This window comes from Chryseobacterium sp. BGA-UO-ETr-SB22, from assembly GCF_059567885.1.
In genome coordinates this window covers 1,849,059-1,861,648 of record NZ_JCAQOV010000005.1, presented here as the reverse complement: position 1 = coordinate 1,861,648, position 12,590 = coordinate 1,849,059, and the positions used below count along the sequence as shown (strand labels likewise).

Annotated in this window: 12 protein-coding genes; 6 read left to right on the top strand and 6 right to left on the bottom strand. The window is 36.1% G+C overall.

What is annotated here, in order from left to right:
• The first annotated feature begins 59 nt into the window (after positions 1-59).
• From AC57AW_RS15835 to AC57AW_RS15810, 6 genes are all read left to right on the top strand, one after another.
• On the top strand, positions 60-536 hold the full coding sequence (locus tag AC57AW_RS15835) for a hypothetical protein (protein ID WP_318845455.1): 477 nt from the start codon (positions 60-62) through the stop codon (positions 534-536).
• A gap of 7 nt (positions 537-543) precedes the next feature.
• A complete protein-coding gene (locus AC57AW_RS15830) occupies positions 544-3,135 on the top strand; it encodes a DNA gyrase/topoisomerase IV subunit A (RefSeq protein WP_496352650.1) in 2,592 nt (863 codons plus the stop codon).
• A 41-nt stretch (positions 3,136-3,176) separates the two neighbouring features.
• Entirely contained in the window at positions 3,177-3,818 is a 642-nt protein-coding gene (locus AC57AW_RS15825; RefSeq protein WP_496352649.1) for a rhomboid family intramembrane serine protease, read from the top strand.
• A 31-nt stretch (positions 3,819-3,849) separates the two neighbouring features.
• The gene (locus AC57AW_RS15820) at positions 3,850-4,938 is read left to right on the top strand and encodes a helix-turn-helix domain-containing protein (protein WP_496352648.1); all 1,089 of its coding nucleotides are present in this window, start codon (positions 3,850-3,852) and stop codon (positions 4,936-4,938) included.
• A 160-nt stretch (positions 4,939-5,098) separates the two neighbouring features.
• Positions 5,099-5,884 (top strand): SDR family NAD(P)-dependent oxidoreductase, encoded by a 786-nt coding sequence (locus AC57AW_RS15815; RefSeq protein WP_496352647.1) that lies wholly within the window; start codon positions 5,099-5,101, stop codon positions 5,882-5,884.
• Entirely contained in the window at positions 5,881-6,852 is a 972-nt protein-coding gene (locus AC57AW_RS15810; RefSeq protein ID WP_496352646.1) for an NAD-dependent epimerase/dehydratase family protein, read from the top strand. Before AC57AW_RS15815 ends, AC57AW_RS15810 begins: the two co-directional genes overlap by 4 nt.
• Before the next feature lie 55 nt (positions 6,853-6,907).
• Here the strand turns inward: AC57AW_RS15810 and AC57AW_RS15805 are convergent, their stop codons facing one another.
• The 6 genes from AC57AW_RS15805 to yaaA form a co-directional block, all read right to left on the bottom strand.
• Positions 6,908-8,440 (bottom strand): L-type lectin family protein, encoded by a 1,533-nt coding sequence (locus AC57AW_RS15805; protein ID WP_496352645.1) that lies wholly within the window; start codon positions 8,438-8,440, stop codon positions 6,908-6,910.
• Positions 8,441-8,446: 6 nt separating this feature from the next.
• Positions 8,447-9,019, bottom strand: coding sequence for a phage tail-like protein (locus AC57AW_RS15800; protein WP_496352644.1), 573 nt, complete (start codon positions 9,017-9,019; stop codon positions 8,447-8,449).
• A gap of 545 nt (positions 9,020-9,564) precedes the next feature.
• Positions 9,565-9,924: a DUF4180 domain-containing protein gene (locus AC57AW_RS15795; protein WP_496352643.1), complete on the bottom strand. Its 360-nt coding sequence runs from the start codon at positions 9,922-9,924 to the stop codon at positions 9,565-9,567.
• A gap of 5 nt (positions 9,925-9,929) precedes the next feature.
• Positions 9,930-10,952, bottom strand: a complete 1,023-nt coding sequence (locus AC57AW_RS15790) for a serine hydrolase domain-containing protein (protein WP_496352642.1) — start codon at positions 10,950-10,952, stop codon at positions 9,930-9,932.
• Positions 10,953-10,979: 27 nt separating this feature from the next.
• The gene (gene prmC, locus AC57AW_RS15785) at positions 10,980-11,828 is read right to left on the bottom strand and encodes a peptide chain release factor N(5)-glutamine methyltransferase (RefSeq protein WP_496352641.1); all 849 of its coding nucleotides are present in this window, start codon (positions 11,826-11,828) and stop codon (positions 10,980-10,982) included.
• A complete protein-coding gene (gene yaaA, locus AC57AW_RS15780) occupies positions 11,829-12,587 on the bottom strand; it encodes a peroxide stress protein YaaA (protein WP_496352640.1) in 759 nt (252 codons plus the stop codon).
• Between the last annotated feature and the right edge of the window lie 3 nt (positions 12,588-12,590).

Below are 12,590 nucleotides of genomic sequence, written 5' to 3'. Positions count from 1 at the left end.
TATTGATAAAAAAACACATTTTGAGGTAAGAAATTAGGAAACTTACAACAAAAAAAGAAATGAGACTAAGTAACCGTAATAAAGCATCAGTTTATAACTCTTTAAGCACCCTCCTTCTTATGATAATGGTACTTGGAGTCATTGTATTTATGGCTAATAAATATAGATTTAATGCGCTGGAAGATGAAAGTTATTTACTGATTATTGTTCCCATTGTAATGCTGATTATCTTTTATATTTGCGGAAGGCAGATTTTTGAATATGACAGCGATGGAGAAGCCCTGAACTTTAAAAACAGGAATATTATTCCTTTTTTAGACAAGCCTCTTCACGATGAATTTCCAAAATATAAGCTGGTAAAATATGATGTAGTCAGGATTTTATTTATCAAAAGATTATACATCACTGTTTCAAGTAAGAATAACGGATCTACCATACTGAAGTATCAGATCTCATATTTGAACAGAAGAGAAGTAAATGATTTAAAACTCTCTCTGAACAAAGTAGTGAAAGCTAATAAAGAGAAAAAAGATTAAAAAACAAATGACGACAGAAGAATATTCGCATGAGGGTGAAAGTTTAAAGAAGGTTTCCGGTCTGTACAAAGATTGGTTTCTGGATTATGCTTCCTATGTAATTTTGGACAGAGCTATTCCTTCGGTGTATGACGGTTTAAAACCCGTTCAGCGAAGAATCATGCACTCTATGCGGGAACTGGAAGACGGGCGTTACAATAAAGTAGCGAACGTTGTGGGAAATACCATGAAATATCACCCGCACGGAGATGCTTCCATTACAGATGCTATGGTGCAGATAGGGCAGAAAGAACTACTGATAGATACTCAGGGAAACTGGGGTAATATCTATACAGGAGATTCCGCAGCTGCAGCAAGGTATATTGAAGCAAGGCTGACACCTTTTGCTCTGGAAGTAGTCTTTAATCCTAAAACTACAGAGTGGACCAAATCTTACGACGGAAGAAATAATGAACCTGTTGACCTGCCTGTAAAATTCCCTTTGCTTCTTGCTCAGGGAGTAGAAGGTATTGGGGTAGGACTTTCTACAAAAATACTTCCACATAACTTCAATGAGCTTATCAACGCATCGGTAGCTTATTTGAAAGGGAAGAGATTTGAACTGTATCCGGACTTTTTAACAGCCGGTTATCTGGATGTTTCCGAGTATAATGACGGCCACAGAGGAGGAAAAGTAAGGGCTAGGGCAAAAATTACGCAGACGGATAAACACACATTGGTGATTTCCGAACTTCCTTACTCAAAAACAACTACTGATCTTATTGACTCTATCTTAAAAGCCAATGAGAAAGGGAAAATCAAAATTAAAAAGATTGAGGATAATACTTCAGATAAAGTAGAAATCCTGATCCATATTCATAACGATGTTTCTCCGGATAAGACAATTGATGCCCTGTATGCATTCACAGACTGTCAGGTGACCATCTCACCGAATGCCTGTGTGATCGTAGGAGATAAACCTATGTTCATGAATGTTTCCAATATTCTGAAAATGAATACGGACCATACCGTGTCATTATTGAAGAAGGAACTAGAGATTGAACTTCACGAACTTCAGGAAAGCTGGCATTTCTCTTCACTGGAAAGAATTTTTATTGAAAATAGAATCTATCACGATATTGAAGAGGTGAAAACCTGGGAAGATGTGCTAAAAACCATTGATGCAGGATTAAAACCGCATACCAAACATCTTTTAAGAGCCGTAACTGAAGAAGATATCTTAAAACTGACCGAGATCAGAATCAAGAGAATTTCAAGATTCGATTTAGATAAATTTAAAGAAAATATTGCAGCGCTGGAAGGTAAAATAGAGCAGGTAAAATACCACCTGGCTAACCTTATTGCTTATGCTATTGATTATTATTTAAATATTCAGAAAAAGTACGGGAAAGACAAACAGAGAAAGACAGAACTTAGAATCTTTGATACCATTGATGCTACAAAAGTAGCAGTAGCTAATGAAAAGTTCTATGCCAATTTTGAAGAAGGCTTTATTGGAACATCCCTGAAGAAAGACCAATATCTTTTCGACTGTTCTGACATTGATGATATCATCATTTTCAGAAAAGACGGAAGCATGAAAGTGGTAAAAGTAGAGGCCAAAACTTTTGTTGGAAAAGACATTCTGCATGTTGCCATATGGAAGAAAAATGATAAAAGAACGGTGTATAATATGATCTACCGCGAGGGAAGAGAAGGACCATATTATATGAAACGTTTCTCTGTAACCGGAGTGACAAGAAATACAGATTATCCGTTAGCTTCAGATAAAAAAGGCTCAGAAACGTTGTATTTTTCAGCTAACCCGAATGGTGAAGCAGAAACAGTAACAGTCCTTTTAAAACCAAATCCTAGGATCAGAAAGAATAAAATGGAGATCAATTTCTCCGAACTTGCCATCAAAGGACGTGACTCCAAAGGAAATCTGGTGACAAAATATGCTGTAAAGAAAGTGGATATGAAGGAAGAAGGAGTTTCTACCCTGGCGCCTAGAAAAATCTGGTTTGATGATACGGTAAGAAGACTGAATGCAGATGTAAGAGGAACTTTACTGGGAAGCTTCAAAGGAGATGATAAAATTCTTACAATTAATACCAACGGTGAAGTAAAGCTGGTGTCTTTTGATCTGGGTAACCGTTTTGACGATGAATATCTGGTGCTGGAAAAATGGAGACCTGCACAGCCTATTACCTGCATTTATTATGATGGTGAAAAAGATATTTACTTCATCAAAAGATTCTTATTGGAAAATACAGTCAACGTACAGACTTTCATGCCGTCTGAACACCCAAAATCATTCATTGAAAATGTAATCGTTGCCAATGACGTGACTGCAGAAATAGTTTTCGCGAAAGATAAAGGGAAAGAACGTGATGCCGAAACAATAAATATTGATGAATTTATTGCCATAAAAGGAATAAAGGCAATTGGAAACCAGTTTACCAAGTTTAAAGTAAAAGCAATCAATATTACCATTCCTGAGCCCGTAGAAGAAGAACCTGAAGTCTATGAAGAACCGGAACCCACAGGAGACACAGATGAAGACGGAGGAATTATAGGAGATCTCTTTCAAGAGGATGGGAATAACGAAAATGAATAGACTGTAAAATGTCTGTTTAAGTATAACATAAGAAACATACGATGAATATAGTTGTTTTAATTATCATGGCGGTTACATGTATTTTTAGTTACATGGGATTCAATAATACAGCATTATTTGAAAAATACAAATTCAATGTTGGAGCCATTAAGAACCGTAAAGAATATGTAAGGCTTATCAGTTCTGCATTTTTACATGCAGACTTTATGCACTTGTTTTTCAATATGCTTTCCCTGTATTTTTTCCAAGGAGTCGTTATTAGCTTTTTTGGTGAAATAGGATTTTTGATTCTTTATTTTGGATCAATGATTTTAGGGAATTTATTCAGTTTACAGATTTATAGAAATCAACCCTGGTATTCTGCTATCGGAGCATCAGGAGCGGTTTCGGGAATCATCTTTGCTTCCATAGCCATGGCTCCGAATGAGATCAGTGTCAACTTCCTGCCAGGATGGCTATTTGGAACATTGTATTTCGGATACTCTGTATATATGATGCTGAATCCTAAGCAATGGGATAATCTGGGACATGCAGCCCACCTTGGAGGTGCTTTTTTCGGACTCGTTTACTCTATTGTTATGCATCCGCAGCTGGCCATGAGCAATATCCTTTTCTTAGGAATCATGTCACTTCCGTTAATTTATCTGGGATATGAAATCTTTGTAAGGAAACGAATAGGATAAAAGACTATTTTTAATTAAAATATCAAGACCAATGAACACATCAGAGTTAAACAGTTTCATCGTGATACTTATCTATGGTTCATTGGTTTTGCTTTCTCTGCTGAAGCTGGCCAACCCTTTACAGGTAAATCATAAAGCCAATTTCTGGTTTGGAGTATTTCTGTTTCTGTGGTCTACCTTCTGGCTGGATGAGGTTTTGTTTCTTATCACAGGCTCGGCGGTTGAGGTTCATTCTCTGTTTTTTGTCAGATGTATTCAGTTTTTCACGCCTATTGTTTTTTACTTTAGTGTGCTGTTTTATACCAACCCTTCTTTTACCTTTAAAATCAGGGATATTAGATTCCTGTTACTTCCCGCAGCCTTCCTGTTTTGTCTTGTCTTGGTAAAACTGGGATATGAGAAACCGTTTGAATATCTGAGTGTCATTTTGATTCTGATTCAGGCGCTGTTCTATACCGGACTATCTTATATTACCATCAGAAAACACCAAAGAAAAATACAGCAGTTTTCTTCCAATACTGAAGGAATTAATCTCAATTGGCTGGAATATATCATTCTGGTACTTCTTATTGTGAATATCATCTATGTGATTTACAATTTGTTTTACGATCCCAAATCACTGAATTTCTTTATCAATACGGTCTTTTTACTCGTCATCTACTGGGTGGGCTATTATTCTCTGAAACAGAGGGAAATTTATCCTTTAGAAGAAAAGCAGAGAGAAGAGCTGATTTCCATCAATGAAGATTCCGATTCAGAAGAAATAAAGAGAAAACTGATCTCTGATGAAGAACTGGTAAAGATTAAAACTTCACTTGAAAGACTTATGGAAGCGCAGAAACCTTATCTTGACAGTGAACTTAACCTGATCAGGCTGGCTGAAATGCTGTCCGTTTCTACCCATCATCTGTCTTATGTCATCAACACAGGCTTTGGAAAGAATTTCTTCCAATATGTAAACGAATTTCGGGTAGAATATGCCCAAAAACTCTTGAAGGAATCAGACAGTAAATTATCAATTCTGGGGATTGCCTACGAATCAGGATTCAATTCCAAGACCTCTTTTAATACTACCTTTAAAAAAGTGACAGGACAAACTCCTTCTGAGTTCAAAAAATAAGTTCCGGTTTATAAAGTTTTACTTTTTTATTGAGTTAAGGTGTTGATTTTTAATTGTTTAAATTTTTAATCTTTCTTGATTGAAAATCAGTTCGTTCAGATAACCCGGAACATTCAAGCCCTCTTTTCACAATAGCTTTGTACCATAAAATTTAAACGTTATGGATACCAAAGAGTCATACGCTGTCGTCACAGGAGCAAGCCAGGGACTTGGCAAATCATTCGCTGAAAATCTGGCAAAGAAAAAGATCAATCTCGTGCTTATAAGTCTTCCGGATCAGAATCTCAAAGAGTTTTCTGAGGAACTTCAGGAGTTGTATGATGTAAAAGTTGATTACTATGAAACAGATCTTTCCATTAATGACAATGTTATGAAGCTTACAGAATGGCTTAACCGATCTTTTGATATTCATATCCTGATCAACAATGCAGGATTGGGAGGAACCAAAAAATTCACAGAAGCCACTCCGGATTATATCAATACCATTTTACAGGTGAATGTAACGGCCACTTCATTAATTACCCATCAGTTGCTTCCCAATCTTTTAAAACAGCCCAAAGCCTATATTTTGAATGTCTCCAGTATGGCCGCCTTTTCTCCCATTGGTTTTAAAACCGTATATCCTGCGTCCAAAAGCTTTATCCATTCATTTTCAAGAGGCCTGCATGAAGAACTGAAAGATACCAATGTCTTTGTAAGTGTGGTGAATCCAGGCGCTATGAAAACCAATACGGATGTCTGCAAAAGAATTGAAAAACAAGGTTTCATAGGTAGATTGACCCTTTTAAATCCTGATAAAGTAGCATCATACTGCATTCGTCAATTGTTTAAAAAAGATTCCGTAATTATGGTGAACCCAATCAGCTGGCTGATGATGAAAATTTTACCCATATGGATAAAACTTCCTTTAATGACTCAGGCTATAAAAAGAGAGATCGAAGCATGAAAAAAGTATGTGTAACCGGAGCGACAGGGCTTCTGGGAACTAATGTTATTATTAAATTATTACAAAATGGTTATTCTGTTATTGCTCTGGTGCGCAAGAAAAGCAGCTGGCTGGGCGAAGAGAACGAAAATCTGAAACTTGTGGAAGCAGATCTTTCCTCCGATCTTTCGTTATTGCTTAAAGAAATAGACTGCATCATTCATATTGCCGCGGAAACACGGCAGAATCTCATAAATTATGATGAATATCGAAAAGTGAATTATGAAACAACCGTAAATCTGTTTACCCATGCAGAATTAATGAATGTAAAAAAGTTTTTGTTTGTAAGCACAGCAAATACCTTAGGGTATGGAAATACAACGTTCCGGGGAAATGAAAAATCGCCGCAGCTTTATCCTTTTACGCATTCAATGTATGCTCAAAGTAAGCTGGAAGCTGAAGACTACCTTTTAAAGAACCGTAAAAATACAGAAGTGGTTATTGTAAATCCTACTTTTATGATCGGAGCCTATGACAGCAAACCGAGTTCCGGGAAAATTATCTTCTGGGCCTGGAAAAAGAAACTGGTTTTCTACCCGAAAGGAGGGAAGAACTTCGTACACGCAGAAGACGCAGCCAACGGAGTATTACATGCAATTGAAAAGGGTAGGAATGGTGAAAAATACCTTTTAGCCAACGAAAATCTGAGCTACAAGGAATTTTTCAAGAAAATAAACAGAATTACCCATCAAAATCCAGCCATGATAGCCATTCCAAATGGGTTGTTGAGTTTCCTGGGATTGATAGGAGAGGGATTAAGAAAATTAAAGATAAAAACAAACCTCAGTATTTCCAATATGAAAGCACTGCAGATCTGTAATTATTATTCTAATCAGAAATCAGTAAATGAATTAGGACTTCATTACCAATCTGTGAATAAAGCGATTGAAGATGCGATTCAGTATTTTGATCAAAATGATAAATATTGATTCTCATTACTGTAAATAATAAAAAAAACCAGCTTTTTAGGAGCTGGTTTTCAAATTATCTTGTTATTTTCTGAGTGACATTTTTATTAGAAATCACACAGGCTTTGCTGCAGTTGTTTGAACTTGAAACATTAACCTGTATCAACGCGGGCATTGATCTGTATTCTTCAAGATTGTAAGGGGCTTCAGTACCATTGCTTCCTCCACCTTTAATATCATATTTTATTTGTGCAGTTCCGGTAAATCCGGTTGCGGGCTTGAAAGAAAGTCTTCCTGTAGCATAAGAATATACCCATGTACCCTCATTGCTTGTATAGGTGCCATTTACAATATTCGGGATTACACTACCATTGATGTCTAAAAAACGAAATGAATTAAAATCCAGATTATTATAAGAAAGCGTTCGCGGATTCTGACCGCTATAAGCCGCATCATTAAGCAAAGGAGAATATGTTGATTTTATGCCTGAACATCCTGCATACAGATCATCCGTTACTTCCGCAGCATAAGGTCTGGTTACTCCTAGATTTTTCAATAAATGTATATTTTTAGCAGCTCCGGTAGAAGCAGCAAAACCAATTCTGAAAGTAGCAGGAGGTGAAGTGTCCAGGTTTCTTACTGTACTGTTGGATATTGTAGTCTCTGTATATTTCAGGGATGTTGGATAATAATAATTATCGATCACTGTTTCTTTCACATTTCCGTGTTGTATTTCCAGTGTTATATTGTAACCCCCGGAAGGATTGGGAATCAATGTAACATAGGCTTTACGGAATCTGATGTCATTTTCATTCTGAGGAATAGTGGTTCCACCGCTTTCAATACTAAACTGTTGAAGATTCGTGTTTTTTATGCCAATAAATTTTCCTGTCTGGGTATCCAGATAAGCAGATCGGTTGTTGCTGGAAGGGGATGCATTGGTAGCCGTGCTGTAAAGTAATGGGTAGCCATTGTATCCCGCAGGTTCAGATGACGACAGATATTGATTTCCACGTTTACCTCTTAAAGAAACATTGCTTCGTCCATCAGCTAAGGTTACGCCAAAAATTCCGTTTCTGACTCTCTCACCCTGGTTAAAGCTTGTTTTAAAATTTCCAAATTCATCCAGCCCTATTCCAAGATAGGCACCTCTCAGTCCTTCCGTAGACTCTCCTCCACGTACAAAACTATATCCTAATCCACCCCCAAAGTATCCTAGATTAAGCTGACTTTTAGGAATAGATCCATCTACTAAGAATATGGAAATACCATCTCCTCCGTTAGTATTTCCTCCATAAATGGCAAATTCAAATTCAAACTTAATTCCCTGGTCACTGTTGAATATTTTATCAGCAAGTATTATACCTCCCGAAATATTATTCACACTTCGGGTAAGACGCAATCCGTCTGTGGTAAAGGTGGCATCATTCTGGACTCCACTGGTTGCTACTTTATAAGCTTCCTGAGGCTGTAAACCCTGTGTAAAGTTGACAAAATACGGATATCCGGTTCCCTGCTGATTCTGTGCCTGAATACCTTGGGAGAAAATAAACGATGAAAAAATAAACAAAAGTCTTTTGTTTCTGCTAATTCGAGTACTTTTTATCATAACTCATTATTTAACAACAAAAACAATATTAATAAAAGAACAGTCTGTTGCAGCTGCTTTTACGTCATAGGTCATTACCCCGTCATCAGAAATAGAAATATTACTGAATACATTAGGATCAGCATCTGTTACATAATAATAAAGGTCTTTGCTTGACGGGAAAAAAGGAATAGAGGCAGGAGCACTGGTACTTTTCGCCTTTGGAGACCCGAACTGTGTTTTATACAACGTATATAAATCTTTAGTTCTGCCGGTTGCGTTGGTGGAAGTATCAAAAGAAACACTAGGCATGTAAAACATTTTTACAGCGTTATTACTGATACATAACCAATCTGGTTTGGTAGGTGTTCCAATGTTCTGGCTTAAACATTTTTTATCTGTATCATAAATAAGAAGTGAGGTAGCCGGATTGACAATGGCATCTCTTTTTGCAGTAGTAAGCCTTGGGATCAGCATCCCTTTATTAGGGCTGTAAACATCCAGAATTGCACTTTGATCAGGTTGGGGTGTGTTAATCCCTATCTGGGCAAATGTAAACGAACTTACTAAAACGATTGGTAGAAATAATTTTTTAATCATGATGTCTTTAATAATTTTTTATCTGTGTATTATATGTTTTTTTGTGTTGTGTGTTTTTATGAAAAATACTTTCCTGCCAGCTTAATTCATATTGTAATTAATACGTCTTCAATTCATTCAAACCATGAATTATACCAATACAATAGTATAAGGAGACCTTAGGTTCCAACGTAACAGATACAACAAGAATGCGTCATAGAAACATCTATGTCTTATCTGAAAGTGTCAAAAAGAGAATTGAGTTAAGTGGCCCTATTATATAAAATATAAGCCTTTAGAATAGTAAAATTCATAATCCTTTGTGTTTTTGCAAACATACGAATAATCTACTTAATATTTGGTTTTCAGTAGATTAAATTTAATTTAACTTTATTTGTTAGTTAAATTATCGATTATTGATTTAAATTTTCACTAATATGGCAGGATAAGTAGATTATTTTTAACATTCAAATCATTGCATTTTTTGAAATACGAGGTATTATAAAAAAAATGATCCTTAAAAATCTGATAAGTTGTATGTTTTGAGCGAATTGTCTCAAAAGAATTTATTTTGATAAATTATCCAACGCATCTTCCAGTGATTTGAGAAAATTCACGTGTTTTGTTTTGTTGCTTTCAAAAATAAAGTCTTTCAGGCTTTTACTCTCATATTGATCAAAATCGCCTATAATAACCAGTCCGATACGATAGTTTGAGAATTTTTGAAGAATTTCACCTGCAATTTTTGTTTTTAAATCGAAGAATTCAGGAGTGATGTTTTTTTCATAAAGAATGACTTTGTCAAAACCTTGATAATAAACATTTCCCATGAGATCCAGCCCGTCCTGTGCAGATTGGATGATCATGTGATCAGAAATAACTTCTGCAATTTTTATTGTATTAATTTCGTGAGATTGAATAGTCATCTTCTTTATTGAATTGTTTTTTTGATGTCATTTAAAAAGTTACCTAAAGGGAATGCATCTCCCTGATTAGTAAGTGCTATAATACAACTGTTATGCTCCAGATCTCTCCAGAATAAAGCTTTGAAACCATTCAAACCCCCTGTATGCATTGCAGTTTTTTCACCCTTTTCAGCTTCTATAAACCAGGCAAATCCGTAGTTTGAAATCTGACCGCCGGAGAGTTTTGCAGGAGTATACATAAGCGCTGTATTTTCTTTACTGATCAAAGTATAATTCCGCAAGGCCTGATCAAATTTATACAAATCTCCAGGAGTAGAGTAGATTCCACCATCACCAGTTGTTAAGATGGAATAATCATCAGGTTTATTCTGTTGATTATAACCTAATGCTTTATTTTGAATAATTGTAGAAGGCTCATACACATAGGTATTGTTCATCTTCAAAGGCGTGATGATCTGCTCATGAATCATGGTACGATAAGATTTCCCGGAAACTTTTTCGATAATCTGAGAAAGAATGATATATCCGCTGTTGCTGTATCTAAACTTACTGTCAGGAACAAAATCAAGATTTTTAAGGCTAAACAGCCAGTCAATCACTTCCTGATTGGTCAATCCTTTTTTCGAAAATAAATTCTCATAATCCCTGATTCCTGATGTATGGTGCAAAAGCTGCCTGATTGTGATATCGTTAACGTATTCAGGAAGTCCAATGAATTGAGATGCCTTGTCATCCAGCTTCAATAACCCTTTTTGTTCTAAAATCATAATCGCAGCAGCCGTAAAAGGTTTGCTGAGAGAGGCAATATAAAAAGAGGTGTTTTTATCAGATTGGAGTCCTTTTTCAATAGTACGGAAACCCAAAGCTGTATCACATACGACCCGGCCGTTTTTTACGATCAGAACAGAGCCGTTGAATTCTCCTTTCTTATAGTACGCATTCACAACATCCTCAGGATGCTGTTTACAAGATATTAGTTGTAAAATCAGAGAAATACCAATGAAGGTGTTCCATGTTAAAGTTTTCATAGGTTAGACGCATGGAAACAAAATTACTTATTTCTTTCCATAAATAAACCGGTCATTTTCAGATAAATCCTTCAATAATTGAGCGTTAGAGAAATATTGATACAGTTCCAGAGTTTCAGGACCTAATTTCTGATTGATTTCCAGGAACAAAAGCCCGTTCTCATTAAGGTACTTTTTAGCATCTTCTGCTATTTTTTTGTAAAAGATCAAAGCATCAGCAGTGGGAGAGAAAAGGGCCATTTTAGGTTCAAATTCTTTCACGGAGTCTGCAATTTCAATCTCTTCCTCAATACCTATATACGGGGGATTAGAAATAATGATATCATAGCTTTCAACCGGCTCAAAATTCAGATAGTCAGCATGGATAAATTGTATTTCCAGTTGATGATAATCTGCATTTTTTTTAGCAGTTTGCAGTGCTTTTTCTGAAAAGTCTATTGATGAAACTACAGCTTCAGGAAAATGCTTCTTTAAAACCAAAGGAATCACTCCACTTCCGGTTCCTATGTCCAAAATCTTTAACCCTTTAACCTTAAGCTTTAAACGTTGAACTTCTCTGATAGCAATCTCCAGCAGCTCTTCCGTTTCAGGGCGGGGAATCAGTACATTTTCATCCACAAAGAACTTCATTCCATAAAACTCAGTCTCCCCAAGAATCTGCTGATAAGGCCTTCCTGTTTTGAGTTCTGAAACCAAATGAGAAAGCTTCTCTTCATCATCTGTCAGAAGCTCCTGCTCAGAAAATCTTCTTTGCTGAAAATGATCAAAACCTACTGTCTGATGAATAAATAACGAGGATAAAAACGTGCTTTCCGACTCTGTATAAAGATCGGAAAGTTCTGTTTTGAAATATTTTTTAAATGCTGAAATTGTCATTTATCTTGTAAAAACCAGTTTAGTATCTGTAGACTTCTCTTCATCAATTCTGTAACCGTCATAATTGAACGCTTTTACATCTTCCAGTGTTTTGGCATTCGTTTCAGCACAAAATCTTACCACAAGACCTCTAGCATGCTTAGTGTATACAACAATGGTTTTCAGTTTTCCGTCTTTTAACTCATAAAAATCAAAATCGATCACTGTATGATTCAGCTTTTTTCTGTCGATTACTTTCCCATATTCATTGCTGGCAAGGTGAAGAAGTACTTCCCCTTTTTTCATTTCAGAATTCAATTGTTCTGTGATCTTTTCTCTCCAAAACCCATACAGATTTTTGTATTGTTCAAACTCAAAAGGACGTCCCATTTCAAGTCTGTAAAGCATTACTTTATCAGATGGTTTCAGAAGACCGTAAAGCCCGGAAAGCATTCTGTAGTTTTTCTGCAGATAGTCTACTGCACTTTTATCCAGAGTCTTGGCATCCAGTCCTCTGTAGACTTCCCCTGTAAACGCAAACATCGCTGGAGCAGATTCTTTTGCGGTAGGTTTTGATTTCCATTTTTGATTTCTTTCCCAGTTTTCATCAGCCAGTTTAGGCGATATTTCCATGAGCTCGGAAAGGTATTTTGGAGATTTTTCTTTTAAATAAGATTGTATAAATGCTGCGTCTTCAATGAATCTTGGAGTAGAAGATTTCAACAGATCTGTTGAGTTTTCTACGTTCATTAATTTTGCAGGAGATGTTATAATTTTCATAAT

Bases quoted from the DNA above. Each gene is read 5' to 3' on its own strand.
- AC57AW_RS15835 (WP_318845455.1), top strand. From the start codon at position 60: ATGAGACTAAGTAACCGTAATAAAGCATCAGTTTATAACTCTTTAAGC.
- prmC (WP_496352641.1), bottom strand. From the start codon at position 11,828: ATGACAATTTCAGCATTTAAAAAATATTTCAAAACAGAACTTTCCGAT.
- AC57AW_RS15820 (WP_496352648.1), top strand. From the start codon at position 3,850: ATGAACACATCAGAGTTAAACAGTTTCATCGTGATACTTATCTATGGT.
- AC57AW_RS15800 (WP_496352644.1), bottom strand. From the start codon at position 9,019: ATGATTAAAAAATTATTTCTACCAATCGTTTTAGTAAGTTCGTTTACA.
- AC57AW_RS15825 (WP_496352649.1), top strand. From the start codon at position 3,177: ATGAATATAGTTGTTTTAATTATCATGGCGGTTACATGTATTTTTAGT.
- AC57AW_RS15810 (WP_496352646.1), top strand. From the start codon at position 5,881: ATGAAAAAAGTATGTGTAACCGGAGCGACAGGGCTTCTGGGAACTAAT.
- yaaA (WP_496352640.1), bottom strand. From the start codon at position 12,587: ATGAAAATTATAACATCTCCTGCAAAATTAATGAACGTAGAAAACTCA.
- AC57AW_RS15830 (WP_496352650.1), top strand. From the start codon at position 544: ATGACGACAGAAGAATATTCGCATGAGGGTGAAAGTTTAAAGAAGGTT.
- AC57AW_RS15795 (WP_496352643.1), bottom strand. From the start codon at position 9,924: ATGACTATTCAATCTCACGAAATTAATACAATAAAAATTGCAGAAGTT.
- AC57AW_RS15805 (WP_496352645.1), bottom strand. From the start codon at position 8,440: ATGATAAAAAGTACTCGAATTAGCAGAAACAAAAGACTTTTGTTTATT.
- AC57AW_RS15815 (WP_496352647.1), top strand. From the start codon at position 5,099: ATGGATACCAAAGAGTCATACGCTGTCGTCACAGGAGCAAGCCAGGGA.
- AC57AW_RS15790 (WP_496352642.1), bottom strand. From the start codon at position 10,952: ATGAAAACTTTAACATGGAACACCTTCATTGGTATTTCTCTGATTTTA.